The 18435-nt window shown below is 71.4% G+C and carries 17 protein-coding genes and 1 pseudogene; 6 read left to right on the top strand and 12 right to left on the bottom strand.

All coding sequences use genetic code 11. The features are described from left to right. Window positions 1–3 precede the first annotated feature (3 nt). From O7605_RS04865 to O7605_RS04835, 7 genes are all read right to left on the bottom strand, one after another. On the bottom strand, window positions 4–1839 hold the full coding sequence (locus O7605_RS04865) for an ABC transporter ATP-binding protein (RefSeq protein ID WP_269738101.1): 1836 nt from the start codon (window positions 1837–1839) through the stop codon (window positions 4–6). Between the two features lie 15 nt (window positions 1840–1854). Continuing rightward, a complete protein-coding gene (locus O7605_RS04860; protein ID WP_269738100.1) occupies window positions 1855–2385 on the bottom strand; it encodes a TlpA family protein disulfide reductase in 531 nt (176 codons plus the stop codon). A gap of 110 nt (window positions 2386–2495) precedes the next feature. Continuing rightward, on the bottom strand, window positions 2496–2711 hold the full coding sequence (locus O7605_RS04855; protein ID WP_269738099.1) for a hypothetical protein: 216 nt from the start codon (window positions 2709–2711) through the stop codon (window positions 2496–2498). A gap of 200 nt (window positions 2712–2911) precedes the next feature. Then, window positions 2912–3784 (bottom strand): aminoglycoside phosphotransferase family protein, encoded by an 873-nt coding sequence (locus tag O7605_RS04850; protein WP_269738098.1) that lies wholly within the window; start codon window positions 3782–3784, stop codon window positions 2912–2914. 42 nt (window positions 3785–3826) lie between these two features. Beyond that, window positions 3827–5251 (bottom strand): WGR domain-containing protein, encoded by a 1425-nt coding sequence (locus O7605_RS04845; protein WP_269738097.1) that lies wholly within the window; start codon window positions 5249–5251, stop codon window positions 3827–3829. A 91-nt stretch (window positions 5252–5342) separates the two neighbouring features. Beyond that, window positions 5343–6713, bottom strand: a complete 1371-nt coding sequence (locus tag O7605_RS04840) for an FAD-dependent oxidoreductase (RefSeq protein WP_269738096.1) — start codon at window positions 6711–6713, stop codon at window positions 5343–5345. 16 nt (window positions 6714–6729) lie between these two features. Then, complete coding sequence (locus O7605_RS04835; protein ID WP_269738095.1) at window positions 6730–7878, bottom strand: carboxylate-amine ligase; 1149 nt, start codon at window positions 7876–7878, stop codon at window positions 6730–6732. A gap of 212 nt (window positions 7879–8090) precedes the next feature. Between O7605_RS04835 and O7605_RS04830 the strand changes: the two genes are divergently transcribed. Next, a complete protein-coding gene (locus O7605_RS04830) occupies window positions 8091–9515 on the top strand; it encodes a carbohydrate-binding protein (protein ID WP_269738094.1) in 1425 nt (474 codons plus the stop codon). A 149-nt stretch (window positions 9516–9664) separates the two neighbouring features. Continuing rightward, window positions 9665–11069 (top strand): annotated as a pseudogene (locus O7605_RS04825) (chitinase). Between the two features lie 122 nt (window positions 11070–11191). Here O7605_RS04825 and O7605_RS04820 read toward each other — a convergent pair. Continuing rightward, the gene (locus tag O7605_RS04820; RefSeq protein ID WP_269738093.1) at window positions 11192–11857 is read right to left on the bottom strand and encodes a DedA family protein; all 666 of its coding nucleotides are present in this window, start codon (window positions 11855–11857) and stop codon (window positions 11192–11194) included. Between the two features lie 76 nt (window positions 11858–11933). Then, window positions 11934–12524, bottom strand: a complete 591-nt coding sequence (locus O7605_RS04815) for a DUF1349 domain-containing protein (protein WP_269738092.1) — start codon at window positions 12522–12524, stop codon at window positions 11934–11936. Window positions 12525–12582: 58 nt separating this feature from the next. Here O7605_RS04815 and O7605_RS04810 point away from each other — a divergent pair, with 58 nt between their 5' ends. Beyond that, a complete protein-coding gene (locus tag O7605_RS04810) occupies window positions 12583–14235 on the top strand; it encodes an alpha-amylase family protein (RefSeq protein ID WP_269738091.1) in 1653 nt (550 codons plus the stop codon). A gap of 139 nt (window positions 14236–14374) precedes the next feature. Then, window positions 14375–15133, top strand: coding sequence for a 3-oxoacyl-ACP reductase FabG (fabG, locus tag O7605_RS04805; protein ID WP_269738090.1), 759 nt, complete (start codon window positions 14375–14377; stop codon window positions 15131–15133). 29 nt (window positions 15134–15162) lie between these two features. Here the strand turns inward: fabG and O7605_RS04800 are convergent, their stop codons facing one another. Further along, entirely contained in the window at window positions 15163–15591 is a 429-nt protein-coding gene (locus O7605_RS04800) for a hypothetical protein (RefSeq protein WP_269738089.1), read from the bottom strand. After that, window positions 15584–15985 (bottom strand): hypothetical protein, encoded by a 402-nt coding sequence (locus tag O7605_RS04795; RefSeq protein WP_269738088.1) that lies wholly within the window; start codon window positions 15983–15985, stop codon window positions 15584–15586. Before O7605_RS04795 ends, O7605_RS04800 begins: the two co-directional genes overlap by 8 nt. A gap of 202 nt (window positions 15986–16187) precedes the next feature. Here O7605_RS04795 and O7605_RS04790 point away from each other — a divergent pair, with 202 nt between their 5' ends. Next, a complete protein-coding gene (locus O7605_RS04790; RefSeq protein ID WP_269738087.1) occupies window positions 16188–17090 on the top strand; it encodes a Gfo/Idh/MocA family protein in 903 nt (300 codons plus the stop codon). Window positions 17091–17419: 329 nt separating this feature from the next. After that, entirely contained in the window at window positions 17420–18217 is a 798-nt protein-coding gene (gene erm, locus O7605_RS04785) for an ErmE/ErmH/ErmO/ErmR family 23S rRNA (adenine(2058)-N(6))-methyltransferase (RefSeq protein ID WP_269738086.1), read from the top strand. Between the two features lie 10 nt (window positions 18218–18227). Here erm and O7605_RS04780 read toward each other — a convergent pair whose 3' ends face one another. Beyond that, window positions 18228–18419, bottom strand: coding sequence for a DUF2795 domain-containing protein (locus tag O7605_RS04780; protein ID WP_164447670.1), 192 nt, complete (start codon window positions 18417–18419; stop codon window positions 18228–18230). Between the last annotated feature and the right edge of the window lie 16 nt (window positions 18420–18435).

Below are 18435 nucleotides of genomic sequence, written 5' to 3'. Positions count from 1 at the left end.
CTCCTACGTGACCGACGCCGTCGAACCGACGTAACCCTGCGCCTGCGCGGTGAACAGTTCGGCGTACTGTCCCCCGACCGCCATTAGTTGATCATGGGTGCCCTGCTCGACCACCTCGCCGCCGGCCAGCACGATGATGAGGTCGGCGTCGCGGAGCGAGCCCATCCGGTGCGACACCAACACATTGGTGGCACCCGCCCGGAACCGCCGTACCGCCAGGTGGACCTCACGCTCGGCCACCGCGTCGAGACCGGAGACGGGTTCGTCCAGGATCATGACATCACGCCGGTCCCGGAATAGGGCCCGGGCCAGGGCGAGGCGTTGCCACTGGCCTCCCGAGAGCAGTACGCCCGTCTTCGGATCGTCCGCGTCGTCCGGGCCGAAGAACATCCGCGTGAGCATGGTCTCGTAGCCGGCAGGCAGCGCCGAGAGGGTCTCGTGCATACCCGCCAACCGGGCCGCCCGGTGGATCCTCTCCCGATCGTGCAGATGATCGATGTCTGCCACGGCGACGTTCTCGGCGGCGGAGAGGTCGTAGTGCATCGCATCCTGGAACACCGCGCTCATCCGGTTCCGCAGCTGGCCCAGGTCCAACTGCCGGATGTCGGTACCGTCCCAGCAGATGGTCCCCCGCTCCGGGTCGTAGAGACGGCACAGGAGCTTGATCAGCGTGCTCTTGCCGCTGCCGTTGCGACCTACCAGGGCGACCTCCTGGCCGTGCGGGATGAACATGGTGACACCACGCAGCACCCACGGCTGGTCCGGTGCGTACCGGAACCACACGTCCCGAAGTTCAAGGCCGCGGCGCAATGCTCCGACGGCACGCGGCCTGGGCGCCACCGGCAGGTCCGGTCCCTCCGTCGTCACCATCCGGTAATGGCCGAACAGCAGCAACTCCTGGTGGGTCCTGGCGATGGTCCCCGCCATACTGGCGAGCGCGGCCTGAATGCCCACGACCGCCGACAGGAACAAGCTCAGGTCCCCGATCGTGAGCCGGCCGGCGTGCACCTGCATGCCAGCCCAGAGCAGGCCGCCCCCGGCGACCGTGGCGGTGAAGACACCGAGCAGGGTCTGGGCCCGCAACTCGCGGAGGTCCACCTCCCGGTGGGCGGAGTTCGCCGTGCGCCGCTCCTGGAACATCCGGTTCCGCAGGAACTGCCCGATTTTGAACAACCGCACTTCCTTGGCCGCCTGGACGTTGGTCAGGAGGCTCGCGTAGAAGGTTTCCCGTCGCTCCCTCGGGCTCAGTGTCCAGGCCACCGAGGCACGCCGCCGGGCCACCGAGATCTCGGCCAGGACCACCGGCGTCACCGCGACCACCACGACGACCGCCATGACCGGGCTGATGACCGCGAGCGCCGCCAGTAGACCGGTCACCGTGAGCAGAGCCGTCGCGATGCTCACGAGGTTGGCCACTACCTGACTGGAGGCGTTGGACGACGCGGCCTGTGCCAGCCGGAGCTGGTCCTGGAACTCGGGGTTCTCGAACCGGCGGAGCCCGCCCAACCTTTCGACCGCTTCGAACAGGTGGTCCTGCGCGTGCAGGGCGATCGCGCGCTTCATCTGCGCCTGGAGGTACCTGCTGCAGGGCACCAGCGTCGCGCTCACCACCCCGACCGCCGCCAGGACGGCCACCAGTCCGACCACCCGGGACCGGGTGGCGGCCGGGTCACTCAGCTCGTCGATCGCCAGCTTGGTCACCCAGACCGTACAGGTCGGCGCACCGGCCAGGAGCAGACTGACCACGGTGTAGGCGATCAGCGGGACGGGTGCGCTCTGCCATCCGAGGCGCAGCGCCGCCCCGCCGGTACGCACCGTGCCTACCGAATCTCTGGTCATGGCCGTGGCCGATCCTCAAGCCGCGACGGCGAGGGGCAGCACCGAGAGGCTGTGCCCGCTCGCACGCACGACGTGATCGTCGTCCATCAGGAAGAACGCGGGAAAGCCGGTCACCTCGAAGGCCCGCACGAGCGGTTCGGAATCGGTGGGCAGCACTACCCGGGTGACAGGCGCCAGTCGCGACACCATGTCGTCGGCCTGGTCCGCCGGACCCACCACGACGGCCAGCGACCGGACGGGCGCTCCCCGGTCGCCTGCCACCTGCTCCAGGAAGCCGGGCAGTGCCTGCTGACAGGGGATGCAGGTAGGAGAGAAGAAGGCCACGACGGTGCCGGGGGCGATGTCGGTCAGGGTGACCGGTTGTCCGTCGTGCGTTCGGGAGCGGAACTGCGGTACGGCTTCCCCGGCAGCGAGAATGCCTTGCGCGCCGGCCTGCCCGCCGTTGGTCGGCTGGTCCCGCAGACGCCGGATGATCGCTGCCGACAGGGCGAGATTGAGCAGACTCAACCCGCCGATGAGAACTACAGCGGCCGTGAGGTAGAGCATGGGATGACCTCCGAGAGAATCGATCCGGACTGTGTCGTTGGTGAGGCCGTGGGTTCCGGTCGTACGCCGTTTCGCGACGGCGTACGACCGGAACCCGTCAGTGGTCCGTGTCAGCAACCGGTGCAGGGGGGGCACTCGAGCGTGAAGCCGTACCGGACGTAGCACGTGCCGTTGTTCGCCTCGCAGTAGCAGTAGTTGCCACTGGTGCCGGCATTGCAGCACCACCAGGTGCCGGGCTCACAACTGCACGGTCCGGCCGCAGCGGTCGCCGACGGCACCAGCCGGTTCAGCAGGACGGTGCCCAGCCGTTCGAACGCAGAAATCACGATGATCTCCTTTCTGGATGACTGCGAGAAACCTACGATCGGCGGATAAACCGGAGCGGGACGGCGACCTACACAAACCGCTGTAGGAATCTCTCCGTATCGAATGACATCGATGATTGCGGGGCTCGGGGGAATCTCAGTCATGGGATTGAAGAGCCCTTCACGGGCCGTGCCCGACCAAGGTCTGACCGAGATGTGGATCAGTCGAGGAGCCAGCGGACCACGTCGGCGTGGTCGGTGAAGACCCGGTCGCCGTCGATGCTCCAGGCCATCGTCTGCCCGATCGTCCAGCCGCGTACCCGGTCCCGGTCCAGCCCCAGCTCGGCGCTGAGCCGGTCCAGGCGGCGACGGACCGCTGCCCGGGAGTGACCCAGCTCGGTGCCGCGCACCATCGGAACCACCGAGAACTCGCGCTCGCCGACCAGCGGCTTCGGGTCGATCACCAGCCACGGCTCGCGTTCGGCGCGCAGCACGTTGCCGGCGTGCAGGTCCTGGTTGACCAGGACCTGGTCACCCTGGCTGCCGGTGAGCCCGCCGAGCAGGTCGAGCGCGGCGTCGACCAGCCGCCGCTCGAACGGCCGCCCGGCCCGCTCCCACTTGACCGGCAGCCGGGCCGCCCAACCGGCGGCGGCCTCCGCCAACGACAGGAACGGCTGACCGGCCGGTACCCAGAGACGGGGGAGCAGCGCCACCACGGCGTCGAGCGCCTCGTCGAGCGGTACCGCGTGCAGCGGTGTGCCGGGGTCGCAGCGTTCCAGCAGCAGGGCCCGCAGGTCGGGATCGTGGGCGAGCAGCCGGACGGCACCGTCGCCGTCCCAGCGGCGCAGCGCGGTCGCCTCGTGCTCGCTCTCCGCGTCGGGGAACTGCACCTTGAGCACCGCCCGGGTGCCGTCCGGCAGCTCGGCCGGCACCGCCAGGGAGGCGCAGGCGTACCCGAAGGGTGACCCGAGCCGCAGTGACCAGCGCCGGGCGCAGGTGGCCAGCCGGCCGGGCAACCCGGCCAGCCATTCCGACCCAGCCGGCATGCCGTGCAGCCAGGTCAACCCGTCGGGGACGCGCAGCACGCCGCTCACCGAATCATGATGGCCGAGCCCGGTCGGCCGCCACAACGGAGATCAGCGGAGCCGGCGGATGTCGCCGTACGCCCGGTAGAAACCGCCCCGGCCGGACTCGCGGACCTCGGTGACCAGGTAGCGCGCGCCCGGCTCGCGGATGCCCTTGGGGAACTGCACCGACCAGTCCCGGTGGTAGCCGCCGGACAGCACGTGCACCCGCAGCCGGCCACCCTGCTCGACACACTCCACCACCACGCCGCCGCCGGTGTCGGCGACCACTTCGACCTGGGTCACCGCCGCCGGCTCCGGCAACCGGGCCGGCGCCTTGACGTCGACCACGTCGGGCACACTGCCCGCCTCCGCCGCCCGGATGGCGGGCTCGCTGGCGTCGATGCAGGCCAGGTGGCCGCTGGTGGTCACCACGTAGAGGCGCTGGTCGTGGTACTGCATGGAGTAGGCCGACCCGCAGCCGGTGCCGAGCTTCCACAGCCGGGTGCCGTCGGCGGCGAAGCAGTAGATCGAGGACTGGCTGTCCCCGGCGAAGACGTAGCGGCCGTCGGCGGCGGTGGCGCAGGAGAAGACCGGTGCGTCGGCCCGGTAGGTGCGCAGCGCCGACCCGCCGTCCTTGCCGATCCGGACCACCTCGCGGGTGGCGGTGCCGGCGAACACGGCGTCGCGTTCCTGCCAGCCGAAGAGCACCGAGCCGGTGCGGGTGTGCCACAGCTCGCGGCCGGTGCGCCAGTCGTAGCCGCTCACTCCCGTCGAGTCGCCGTGGTAGACGGCGTCGGCGTCGCAACGCACCATCCAGGCCGACCGGCCGCGCCCGGCCCGCCGCCAGAGGAACTCGTCCTCGTGGTCGATGGCGGCGATCCCGCCGTCGGCGTCGGAGACACCCAGCACGCCGTCGTGGATGTCGAGCCAGTAGATGTCGATGTCGGGCACGATCGCGTACGCCACCCGGGGGATCTTGCCGGAGAGGTCGTAGACGTTGCCGTCGTCGCAGCCGGCGTAGATCCAGGCGTCGTCGGCGACGATGCACTTGACCCCGTCGGGCAGGCGGACCTGGTCCAGCACCCGGGCATCGTGGTCGAGGGTGGTGATCACCCCCCGCTCGTTGCCCACCATGCAGGTGCGCCCGTCGACGAAGATGCCGAAGGCCGGTGCGCCGGAGTCGTACCGCCAGAGCACCGGGGCGGTGCGGGCGGTGGAGCGGGTGCTGACGATCTGTCGCCGGGAGACGGACCGCTTCTGGCGTACGCCGGGCACCGCCGGGGCGTACCCCTTGCGGATCTTCTCGCCGATCTTCTTCGCCGCGGCGGCCCGCGCCCGGGCGTTGTCGGGGTAGCCGGTGGTCTTGACCTGGCCCTGGTCGCCGATCCGCCCATAGCGCACGGTCATCGTGGCGTCGTCGACCGCCACCTCGTAGAACTTGTGCGCCGCACCGTCCACTTCGGACAGTTCGAGGTAGGTCGTCTCCTGCGACATGGGGCTCCTCCGAGGGGTTCGCGTCGGCCCTGACCGGGCGGCGCGCACACGCTAACCCCCGGCACCGACAGAATCCCCACCCTCGGCGCCGTCAGCGGGCGAGCGCGTCCACGGCCTTGCGGGCGGCGACCAGCACCGGGTCCCAGACCGGGGCGTACGGCGGGGCGTAGCCGAGGTCGAGGGCGGTCATGTCGTCCACCGTCATCTTGTTCCACAGCGCCACGGCCAGGGTGTCGATCCGCTTCGCCGCCTCGGACCAGCCGACGATCTGGGCGCCGAGCAGCCGCCCGCTCGGGCGCTCGGCGATCAGCTTCACCGTCATCTGCCGGGCGCCAGGGTAGTAGCCGGCGCGGTTCGTCGACTCCGCGATCACCGAGACGAACTCGAACCCGGCCATCCGCGCCTCGCGTTCCCGCAGCCCGGTGCGCCCCACCTCCAGATCGCACACCTTGGTCACGGCGGTGCCGATCACCCCCGCGAAGGTGGCGTACCCGCCGCCGATGTTGATCCCGGCGACCCGGCCCTGCTTGTTGGCGTGGGTGCCGAGCGGTACGTGCACCGGCATGCCGCTCACCTTGTGCAGGGTCTCCACGCAGTCCCCGGCGGCCCACACCCCGGGCACCTCGGACACCCGCATCTGGCGGTCCACCCGGATCCCGCCGCTCGGTCCCAGCGGCAGGCCGGCGGCGACGGCCAGCTCCGTGTTGGGGCGCACCCCGAGACCGAGCACCACCAGGTCGGTCGGGATCGGCCCGTCGTCGGTGACCACCTCGCTCACCCGGCCGTCGTGCTCCGTCAGGCCGGTGACCTGTACGCCGGTGCGGATGTCCACGCCCAGCCCGCGCATCGCCTCGGTGACCAGCCGGGCCATGTCGGGGTCGACGGTCGACATCGGCTGCTCGTCGCGCTCGACCAGGGTGACCGACAGCCCACGACGGACCAGTGCCTCGGCCATCTCGACACCGATGTAGCCGCCGCCGACCACCACCGCCCGCCGGGGCCGCGGGTCGGCCTCCAGCCAACCGCGCAACGCCGAGCCGTCGTCCAGGGTCTGCACCCCGAACACCCCGGCGGCGTCGGTGCGCGCCCAGGCCGGCTTCTTCGGCACCGCCCCGGCGGCGTACATCAGGTTGTCGAACGGTTCGCGGACGTCGCCGCCGCCGTCCAGGTCGCGGGCGACCACCTCGCGGCGGTCCAGGTCGATCCCGACCACCTCGTGCCGGATCCGCACGTCGATGGCGTAGTCCTCGCGATGCGTCTTCGGCGACCGGGCCACCAGCTGCTCCCGGTCGGTCACCAGGCCGCTGATCCAGTACGGGATTCCGCAGGCCGAGTACGAGGTGAAGTGCCCCCGTTCGAACACGACGATCTCCAGGTCGTCCGGGCCCCGGCGGCGGCGCGCCTGGGCGGCGGCCGACATGCCGGCGGCATCCCCACCGATGACGATCAGCCGTTCCGTCACACCGTCACCTCCTTCCTCAGGCCGGGTCCCCGCCCCGGGTCTGGCGTGCCACGTCCGTCACCACATCCTCCAACCGTCCGGTCCGGGCGTACACCGAACGCTGCCGTTGGGCGCCGCTGCCGTGCCGGCGCAGCCCCTCCAACAGGCTGGTCACCTCGGCCAGGTCGCCGTGGCGTTCCAGCGCCGGCCCGAGGCGTCCGACGAGCTGGTGCAGCAGGTCCCAGGCCGGCCGTAGCTCGCCGCTGGACAGGTCGACCGCCTCACCCTCCAACCCGTCGTGGGCGGCCCGCCAGTGCGCGCCGACCAGCAGGTGATGGTCGGTCGGCAGCGGTGGCCGCCCGGCCGCGATGTCGTCGAGCGCGGTCGCCACCAGCCCACGGACCAGCGCGGCGACCAGGACCGCGTCGTCGACGGTCGGGCAGACGTCACCGATGCGCAACTCCACCGTCGGGTACTTGGCGGACAGCCGGGCGTACCAGTAGAGCATCCCCTCGTCGAGCATCACGCCGCTGCTGATCAGCTGCCGGATCAGCCGTTGGTAGTGCTCGTGGTTGACCAGGTAGGGCGTCGGCGCGACCGAGGGCCAGCGTTCCCACTCGATCGAGCGCCAGCTGGCGTAGCCGGTGTCGGCCCCCCGGGAGAACGGCGAGTTGGCGGTGACCGCGTGCAGGATCGGCAGCCACGGCCGCACGTGGTTGAGCACCTGTACGCCGGCGTCGGGATCCGGCACTCCGACGTGGACGTGCATGCCGTTGTTGCCCGGCCCGGGGACCAGCAGCCGGAACCGGGCGAGCATCCGGTCGAAGCGGGGCTTGTCGACCACGGCGGGCACCGGACCGTCGATCGGCCCGGTGCCGATCGCCAGCAACCGGGCGCCGGCCCGCTCGGCGGCGTCGGCCAGCGAGGCGCGGAGCAGGCCGAGGGAGTGCCGGATCGAGGAGAGTTCCAGCCCTGGCGGACTGCCGATCTCGATCTGACTGGTCTGGAACTCCCGCTCGACCTGTCCGCGCAGCTCGGCGGGGACCTGATCGAGGACCGCCTCGACCGCGGGCACTGCCACCCCGGTGTCCGGGTCGACGAGCAGGAACTCCTCCTCGACACCCACGGTGAGCAGATCGGTTGCCTCGGCCGAAGAGCCCGGGGCCGGTGCCGCCTGCGTGACCATCACTACCACCGTCCACTTCTGCCGGGCGGTCCGTCCGCACCGGGTCGGCCGGCAATTACCCCCTGTGGTGGTCCCGGGAAACTCCGCCCGGTGTGCCGTGGTGTGTCCGCTCGCCGGACCGGTCACATCGATCGACATTGACAACTGCGCGAGGGCGACGTACAACTCCTGAGAGAGCGCTCTCTCACCCGTCCCCGCAGAGAGGCACGTCCATGACACCTGCCCCGGCGGCATCCGCCGCCCCGCCTGTGCGACGCCGGCTGCCGCTGGCGTTGGTCCTGCTCACCGCCGTCACCACCGTCCTGGCCGGGCTCGGCACGACCGCGGACGCGGCCGTGCCGCCACCCCCGTCGGGCTGGAGCCTGGTGTGGAGTGACGACTTCACCGGTGCTTCCGGCACCCTCCCGTCCTCCGGAAACTGGATCATCGACACCGGCACCAGCTACCCGGGTGGTCCACCGCAGTGGGGCACCGGCGAGATCCAGACGTACACGAACAGCACCGCGAACGTCAGCCACGACGGTGCCGGCAACCTGCGGATCACCCCGCTGCGCGACAGCGCCGGTCGCTGGACCTCGGCCCGCATCGAGACCGTCCGCAGCAACTTCAAGGCCCCGGCCGGCGGAGTGCTGGCCATCGAGGGCCGCATCCAGATGCCGAACGTCACCGGTGCCGCCGCGTCGGGGTACTGGCCGGCGTTCTGGGCGCTCGGTTCGCCCTACCGGGGCAACTACCAGAACTGGCCGGGCATCGGCGAGTTCGACGTGATGGAGAACGTCAACGGCCTCAACTCGGTCTGGGGCGTACTGCACTGCGGCGTCGCACCGGGCGGTCCGTGCGACGAGTTCAACGGCATCGGCGCCTCCCGGGCCTGCCCCGGCAGCACCTGCCAGTCGGCGTTCCACACCTACCGCTTCGAGTGGGACGCCTCGGTCAGCCCGCAGCAACTGCGCTGGTACGTCGACGGGCAGCTCTACCACACGGTCAGCCAGAGCCGGATCGGTGAGCCGTACTGGTCGCAGATGACCAGCCATGCCGGCTACTTCCTGCTGCTGAACGTGGCGATGGGCGGGGCCTTCCCGAACGGGGTCGCCGGCAGCGCCACGCCGACCTCGGCCACCGTGCCCGGCCGGCCGATGCTCGTGGACTACGTCGCCGTCTACAGCCGGGGTGGTGGCAGCAACCCGCCGCCCACCACTCCGCCGCCGACCTCGCCGCCGCCGGGCGGCACCCGGGACGCGTACGCGACCATCCAGGCCGAGTCCTTCAACGCCCAGAACGGCGTGATCGTCGAGGCGTGTGCCGAGGGCGGACAGAACATCGGGGCGCTGCGCAACGGTGACTGGGTCCGCTTCGACAACGTGGAGTTCGGCTCCGGCGGGCCGCGCGACTTCGTGGCCCGGGTCGCCTCCGGCGCGGGTGCCGGCGTCAGCGGCCTGGTGGAGGTGCGGGTGGACAGCCCGACCGCCGCACCCATCGGCAGTTTCGCCATCGCCAACACCGGCGGCTGGCAGAGCTGGCGTTCGGTGCCCGGCAACGTCTCCGGGGTGACCGGACGGCGCACCGTCTACCTCACCTTCACCAGTGGCCAGCCCAACGACTTCGTGAACGTCAACTGGTTCCACTTCCGCCGCTGAGCCGCGCGGCACGGCCCCCGGCGTCGCCTTCGGCGGGACCGGGGGTCGTGCCGTTTGGTCCAGACCGGCCCTGGACAGGAACAGTTAACACTCTTAATAATAGGCGCCAGGTTGACGTCCATGGATTTTCGTCCGGGCTGGAGGGGCAGATGAAACGGTCCAGAACCCTGGTGCTGTCGGTGGTCGGCGCACTGGCCGCCGCGCTCGGCGCGGTGTCGCTGACGCCGGCCGCGTACGCCGCCGGAGTCAGCGCGAGCTTCGTCAAGACGTCCGACTGGGGCTCGGGCTGGGAGGGGAAGTACACGATCACCAACGGCGGCGGCGCCACGGTCAACGGCTGGAGTCTCTCCTTCGACCTGCCCGCCGGCACCACGGTCGGCACCTACTGGGACGCGCTGCTGACCTCCAGAGGCCAGCGGTACACCTTCAACCAACCGCTCCTGGAACGGCACCATCGCACCCGGCGCCTCGGTCTCCTTCGGCTTCCTCGGCAGCGGCTCCGGCTTGCCGGCGAACTGCCAGCTCAACGGCGTGGCCTGCACCGGCGGCACGACGCCGACGACACCGCCACCCACCACGCCGCCTCCCACGACCCCGCCGTCGACCACGCCTCCTCCGACGACCCCGCCGCCGACCAGTCCGCCGCCGGTCACCGGGCTGCCGAAGCACATCCTCACCGGCTACTGGCACAACTTCGTCAACCCGGCGGACGAACTGCGGCTGCGTGACGTGCCCACCGAGTACGACCTGGTGGCGGTCGCCTTCGCCGACGCGACCGGCACGCCCGGCGCGGTTGGCTTCGCCATCGACCCCGGCCTGTCCGCCGCGCTGGGCAACTACACCGACGCCGACTTCTCGGCCGACGTGCGGACCCTCCAGAGCCGGGGCAAGAAGGTGATCATCTCGGTGGGTGGCGAGACCGGCCGGGTCGTGGTCGACAGTTCGGCGTCCGCGGTGGCCTTCGCCGACAGTGTCCACGCCCTGATCCAGCGCTACGGCTTCGACGGCGTCGACATCGACCTGGAGAACGGGCTGAACCCGACGTACATGGCGCAGGCCCTGCGGTCACTGCGGGCGAAGGTGGGCAGCGGGCTGATCATCGCGATGGCGCCGCAGACGATCGACATGCAGAACCCGGCGGGCAGCTACTTCAAGCTGGCGTTGGACATCAAGGACATCCTGACCGTGGTGAACACCCAGTTCTACAACTCCGGGGCGATGCTCGGCTGCGACAACAACGCCGCGTACGCCCAGGGGACGGTCAACTTCATCGTCGCGCTGGCCTGCATCCAGTTGGAGGCGGGGCTGCGGCCCGACCAGGTCGGGCTCGGCCTGCCGGCCGGTCCCGGCGCGGCCGGCGGCGGCATCGTCGCGCCCAGCGTGGTCAACGCCGCACTTGACTGCCTCACCCGGGGCACCAACTGCGGCAGCTTCCGCCCACCGCGCACCTACCCCGGCCTGCGCGGCGCCATGACCTGGTCCATCAACTGGGACATCACCAACAACAACACCTTCGCCCGCACCGTCTTCCCCCACCTCCGCACCCTCCCCTGACACGCTCAAGATCCGGGCAACTTCCCCGATGCTGCTGTCTCAGGCCCGGCTGAGGCAGCAGCATCCCCGAAGTTGCCCGGATCTTGGGCTTGGCGCAGGGGGTGTAGGGGGTGCAGGGGCGGTCAGCGGGAGGGGGTTTGGGTGGGGGAGGAGTGGTGGCGGCGGCGGAGTTTCTTGGTTACCCAGGTGGCGAGCATGAGGGCGAACAGGGCGAGGATGCCGTAGTCGAACCAGGAGCTGTAGCGGTCGATCTGCTGCCAGCGGGAGCCGAGGGCGTAGCCGAGCCCGATGAAGATCCCGTTCCAGATGCCGCTGCCCAGCGTGGTCAGCGTGACGAACTCGACGAGCGGCATCCGGTTCGCCCCGGCCGGCACCGACACCAGGCTGCGGACCACCGGCACCATCCGGCCGAAGAACACCGCCCAGCGGCCGTACCGCTCGAACCACCGGTCGGCCTTCTCCAGGTCGTCCAGATCGACAAGGGGTAACCGGTCGAGCCACCGTTTGAGGCGGTCCTCGCCGACGACCGCGCCGACCCAGTAGAGGAACAACGCGCCGAGTACCGAGCCCGCGGTCGCCGCCACGGTCACCACGAGCGCGTTGAACTCGCCCTCGCCGGCCAGGTATCCGGCCATCGCCAGGACGATCTCGCTCGGAATGGGCGGGATGATGCTCTCCAGGGCGACCAGCAGGGCCACCCCCACCGCGCCGCTCGCCTCGATCACCCCGGCGATCCAGCCGGTCAGCCCGCCGACCTGGGTGGGGTCGACGTCCTGGGCAAGCGCCATGATGATGCCTTTCGCGGTCGGGGGTAAACAGTGCTCTTACCCGCCGACGCCGCCCACACACCGGGCCTGCTGTGGCTCACTCCTGCGGATGCAGCGCCTCGTCGGCCGGGCCGAGGCGCCATCCGGTGAACCGCACGACGAGCCCGCCCCGACTGGGCGAGCAGCAGTACGGCCCAGCCGCCGCCACCGCGTCGGGAGCCAGCGGAGCGAGCCGAACCAGTCGCCACGACTCACCGGCGGCCCGGGCCCGTACGGTGAGCGCGTCACCCGCGCGGCTGACCCGTATGCTCACCTCCCGGCCCGCCCAGTCCGGCACCGGTGCCACCGACCAGTCGGAGACTTCCCGGGTCACCACCGCGCCCACCTGGGGCTGGCCGTCGCTGACCTCCACGCCCGCCTTCACCCAGTTCCGGTCGTTCACCCGGACCAGCACGCCGGCCTGGTCGAACTGCCCGGTCCAGGCCAGCCGGAAGTCGACCTCGACGGCCGCACCGACGGGAAACGGCGCGAGCAGTGCGGGGGCGTCGTCGTGCAGGAAGCCGTAGCTGGTGTGCCGCCACAGGTCGCTGCCGTGACCCGGCTCGACGGCCAGCGTGCCGTCCGGTTCCTCGGCCACCCGGACGGGCCGGCCGTGCCATTCGCCACCGGACCAATCGATGCTGCGCATGCCGGCACCGTACCCAGTCGGGTTTGCCGACGTCCCGACCGGGAGAAGGTACGGGGGCATGTCTGACAGGTGGTACTCGGAGGCGGTCGTTTACTGCCTCGACATCGACACGTACGCGGACTCCGACGGTGACGGGGTCGGTGACATCCGGGGTCTGATCGGCCGGCTCGACTACCTCGCCCGGCTCGGGGTGACCTGCCTCTGGCTGCACCCCATCCATCCGTCGCCCAACGACGACGACGGCTACGACGTGACCGACTTCTACAACGTCGACCCACGGTTCGGCACCCTCGGCGATTTCGCCGAGTTGCTGCACCAGGCCAACAACCGGGGCATCCGGGTGATCATCGACCTGGTGGTGAACCACACCTCCGACCAGCATCCGTGGTTCCAGTCCGCGCGCTCCTCGCCGGACTCGCCGTACCGCGACTGGTACGTCTGGTCGGAGCAGGAGCCGGCCGACCGGCACCAGGGCATGGTCTTCCCCGGCGAACAGCATGAGACCTGGACCTACGACCGGACCGCGAAGGCCTGGTACTACCACCGCTTCTACAAGTTCCAGCCGGACCTGAACACCATGAACCCGGCGGTACGCGCCGAGATCAAGAAGATCATGTCGTTCTGGATCCAGCTCGGCGTCGCCGGCTTCCGGATGGACGCGGTGCCGTTCATCATCGAGCGCACCGAGCCCGGCGACCCGAGCCCGGAACTGGACTTCGAGTTCCTCACCGAGCTGCGCCAGCACGTGCAGTGGCGGCGCGGGGACGCGGTCCTGCTGGCCGAGGCGAACGTCGAGCCCGACAACCTGCCCGCCTTCTTCGGCGACCGTGGCGGCTCGGCGAACCGGGTGCACATGCTCTTCGACTTCATGCTCAACGGGCGGCTGATGCTGGCCCTGGCCCGGCAGGACCCGGAACCGGTGATCGAGGCGTTGCGGGACACCCCGGCACTGCCGCAGGGCGGGCAGTGGGCGACGTTCCTGCGCAACCACGACGAGATCGACCTGTCCCGGCTCACCGCCGAACAGCGCAACGAGGTGTACGAGCAGTTCGGTCCCGAGGAGCACATGCGCATCTACGACCGGGGCATCCGCCGCCGGTTGGCACCGATGCTGGGCAACGACCGGCGGCGCGTCGAGTTGGCGTACTCCCTGCAGTTCTCGCTGCGCGGCACGCCGGTGCTGCGCTACGGCGAGGAGATCGGCATGGGGGAGGACCTGTCGCTGGACGGCCGGGAGGCCATCCGTACCCCGATGCAGTGGTCCAACCAGCCCAACGCCGGTTTCTCCACGGCGGAGCCGGAGAAGCTCGTCCGCCCGGTCATCGACAAGGGCGAGTTCGGGTACGAGAAGGTGAACGTCACCCTCCAGCGCCGGGACCGGACCTCGCTGCTGGCCTGGTTCGAGCGGATGATCCGTACGCTGCGGGAAGCCCCGGAGATCGGCTGCGGCTCGACCACCCACATCGACGTGCCGATGCCGCCGGGAGTGCTGGCGCACCGCGCCGACGGGCCGACGGGGACGATGGTCTTCCTGCACAACCTCGGCACCACCGACGCCGAGGTGGACCTCAGCCAGCTTCAGCCCGAGGCGGACCTGCCCATCGACGTGCTCGCCGACCGCAACTACGACGACGTCGGCAAGCTGGACAAGCTGCAACTGTCCGGTCACGGCTACCGCTGGATCCGGCTCTGTCGATCCTGGTCGCACTGAGCCGAAGACCGGGCCGACCCGCCGTGGTCGGTGACCTCCGGGCCGGTGGGCCCGGTCCGGAGGTCGGGATTGGCGGGGGTCAGGCCGCCCCGACGTGGGTTAGGCTCCTGCCGTCGAGCCAAGTTACCGGGAGGTAGGCATGTCGGAAGGGCAGCGGGTCGCCATCGTGACCGGAGCGGCACGGGGAATCGGCGCGGCCACCGCCAGACGGTTGGCCGCCGACGGGCTGGCCGTCGCGGTGGTCGACATCGAGGAGGCGGCGACCAAGGAGACCGTGGACGCGATCGCGGCGGCCGGCGGCCGGGCACTCGGCGTCGGCGCGGACGTGGCGGACCGGGCCCAGGTGGAGGCCGCCGTGCAACGGGTGGCCGCCGAGCTGGGCGCGCCGACCGTGCTCGTCAACAACGCCGGCGTACTCCGCGACAACCTGCTGTTCAAGATGACCGACGCCGACTGGGACACCGTCCTGGGCGTACACCTGCGGGGGGCGTTCCTGTTCAGTCAGGCCGCGCAGAAGCACATGGTCGAGGCCCGTTGGGGCCGCATCGTCAACCTGTCCAGCACCTCCGCGCTGGGCAACCGGGGCCAGGCCAACTACTCGGCGGCCAAGGCCGGGATGCAGGGCTTCACCAAGACCCTCGCCATCGAGCTGGGCCCGTTCGGGGTGACCGTCAACGCGGTCGCGCCCGGCTTCATCGTCACCGACATGACCGCGGCCACCGCCGCCCGGATGAAGGTGGACTTCGAGGCGATGCAGAAGCACGCCGAGTCGGAGATCCCGGTCCGCCGGGTGGGCCGGCCCGATGACGTGGCGCACACCATCTCGTTCCTGGCCAGCGAGGGGGCGTCGTTCGTGTCCGGCCAGGTCGTCTACGTCGCCGGCGGCCCCCGCGACTGACCGGCCCCGAACAGCGGCCCCTTCTGATCTCAGGAAGGGGCCGCTGCCGCCCTTCGGCGGGTGTGCCGGAGCCAGGCAAGGCCGAGGACCGGCAGCACCAGCGGGATGTAGCCGTAGCCGCTGCCGAAGCCGGACCAGACCGTCTCGTCGGGGAAGAGGTCCGGTCGGGCCAGACTCACGGCACCGACACCGACCACGCCGACCAGTTCCAGCCCGCAGCAGGCCAGGGCGATCCGGCGGCCCGCGTGACCGGCCCGCGCCAGCCCGACCGCCGCCACGACGTAGACGATCGCGGCGAGCGCGGAGAGCAGGTACGCCAACGGCGCCTCGTCGAACCTGGTGACGATCTGGAGAGCGGCGCGGCTGCTGGCGGCGATGGCGAAGAGCAGGTAGACCGCGATCAGCAACCGTCCCGGACCGGCGTTGGTGCGAGGCCGGGCGGTGCTCAGCTCAGCCACCGAGCACCTGCCAGGTCTGTTGGAGCCGGACCACGACCACCGGCGTCACCAGGCACACCGCGCACACGATCGCCGAGCCCCAGCGGGTCGGTTCCATCCGAGCCAGCACCGCCGCGAGCGGCGGCAGGCAGACCAGCGTGACCAGGTAGCCGAAGAACGATCCCGGTTCGCCCGGACGCTCACCGCCGGCCAGCGCCACGGCGGTCACCAGCACCAGGCCGAGCAGCAGCAGCTCCAGCACGGCCAGCCCGATCAACTGCGTCCGGTCCGGCGGCCGGTGGCGCAACGCGGCCACCAGCGCCCAGGCCGCGACCAGCAGCGACAGCACGATGGCGGCGACGGCCAGTGCCCCGTCGGCCGGAGACCCGGTGGTGGTCGCGGCGGTGGTGCTCACCCGGTCCGTCCGGTGCTCGTTCCGATCACCGCACCACTCTACTAACCCCCGTAGTAAGAGCGTCCGCCGCCAGGGCGGCCGGTTACCGTGCGCGCGGCCCCGGCCCCGGCCGGCGGGACGCCGGGTACGCACGGTCGCGGGGGACTAGCGTGATCACTGTCGCGGATCAGCCGTGGCCAGGCGAGGACGGCGGAGGTACGGGATGCGGTTCGGGTTGTTCGGCACCGGGCACTGGGCGGCGGAGACGCATGCGGCGGCGCTCGAGGCGCACCCGAGAGCGGATCTGGTCGGCGTGTGGGGGCGCAACCCCGACAAGGCCGCCGCGCTGGCCACCCGGTACGGGGTGCCGGCCTTCGACGACGTCGACTCGCTGATCGAGGCGTGCGAGGCGGTGGCCGTCGCACTGCCGCCGGACGTCCAGGCGGACATCGCCGTCCGGGCCGCCACCGCCGGTCGACACCTGTTGCTGGACAAGCCGCTCGCGCTGACCGTGGCCGACGCCGACCGCGTGGTCGAGGCAGCCACGGGCACGGGTGTCGCGTCGGTGGTCTTCTTCACCGGCCGGTACCAGCCGGACGTCGCCGGCTTCATCGCCGCGACCGCCGCGGCCGGCGGCTGGCACACCGCCAGCGTGATCCGGTTCGCCTCGATCTTCCAGCCCGGCAGTCCGTACGGGCAGTCGCCGTGGCGGCGGGAGCACGGCGCGTTGTGGGACATCGGTCCGCACGCGCTGGCCGTGTTGCTTCCGGTGCTCGGCCGGGTGGCCCGGGTGGCCGCCACCGACGGCCCCGAGGGCCTGGTGCACCTGCTGCTCAGCCACGCCGACGGGGCCACCAGCACGGTCTCGCTGACGCTTGACGCACCACCCCGTTCGGTCGCCGCGGAGTTCGTCTTCTACGGCGAGAGCGGCATCGAGCGACTGCCGAACGGTGGTGCCGGCCCGGCGACGGCGTTCGGGGTGGCCATCGACCAGTTGCTGGCCGAGGTCGACGCCGGTACCCGGGACCACCGCTGCGACGTGCGCTTCGGTCGCGAGGTGGTGGCGGTCCTCGCCGCCGCCGAGGCCGCCCGCGCACAGGGCACCGTGGTCGACGTGCCGGCCTGAGCGCGGGCGGTAAACCGGTCGCCACCGGCCGGACGAGTCGGTAGGGTCGCCGGCATGTGCGTGCACGCCCTGATCAACGCGGCCGCCTCGCCGGCCGCCTTCGGGCCGCTGCTGGTGGCCCGCCCGCGCGTCCGGCGTCCGGCCCTGGCCGGCGCGACCCGCGACTGACGCCTTCCGCGCATCCGCCCGCGTCACCCGCACCGCATCGCGCGGTGCCGCTTCCGCGCCATCTCACCAGGGCCGTCCGAGTCCCGATCGCTCGGACAGGCCCCGTCGACGGTCGCCTGTCCGCTCTCGTCGCCCACCCGGCGACAGACAAGGACGACGCCATGGCGCCCCGCCGTACCCGCACGACCGAACGCGACCGGTCCCGTCGCGTGCTCTCGCAGAATTTCCTCACCGACCCGGCCGCCGTCGCGCGGTTCGTCGACGCCGCCCGCCCCGATCCGCACGGACTGGTGCTGGAGGTCGGCGCCGGCCGGGGGCAACTGACCCGCCCGCTGGCCGCGCGCTGCGGCCGGCTGACGGCCTACGAGGTGGATCCCGTCGCCGGGGCGGAACTGGCCCGGGTCTGCGCGACCCTGCCGAACGTGACCCACCGCCAGGCCGACTTCCTCGCCACCGTGGCACCGGGGGAGGAGTTCTGCGTGGTCGGCAACATCCCGTGGTCGCTGACCGCGGCGGTGGTGCGCTGGTGCCTGGCCGCGCCCCGACTGCGCGCCGCCACCCTGCTCACGCAGCTGGAGTACGCCCGGCGGCGCACCGGTGCGTACGGCCGGTGGACCCGACTGACGGTGCTCAGCTGGCCGGAGTTCGACTGGCGGCTCGCCGGGCGGGTGTCGCGTACCGCGTTCCGCCCGGTGCCCCGGGTCGACGCGGGCATGCTCCGCGTCGAGCGGCGGGCAACGCCGTTGCTGCCACCCCGGGCCCTACCGGCGTACCGACGGATGGTCGAGCTGGGGTTCGGCGGGGTCGGCGGCTCGCTCGCGGCGTCGCTGGCCCGCGAGCATCCGAAGGGTCGGCTGGCGGCGGCGTTGCGCGCCAGCCGGCTCGACCCGGACCTCCCGGTGGGGCATGTCTGGCCGGAGCAGTGGCTGGTGCTGTACCGCCTACTGCACGCCCGCTAGCGGGCCCGGCTCAGGGGAGGGTGCCCAGCGCCTCGGTCAGCTCGGTGGGCGAGCTGAACTGGTCCACCGGCAGCGCGCGTACGGCCTGCAACTGCTCGGTGCTCGCGCCGTTCTCCTGGCACCAGCGGATCAGGTCCTCACGGGAGACGGGATACTCCAGCCCGGCGAGGTACTCGTGCAGGGCGGCACCGCTGTCGGTCATGCTGTGCGAACTACCC

This window comes from Verrucosispora sp. WMMA2121 (assembly GCF_027460185.1).
Taxonomy (GTDB): Bacteria; Actinomycetota; Actinomycetes; order Mycobacteriales; family Micromonosporaceae; genus Micromonospora; species Micromonospora palythoicola.
This window is presented reverse-complemented; position numbering and strand designations above follow the sequence as displayed.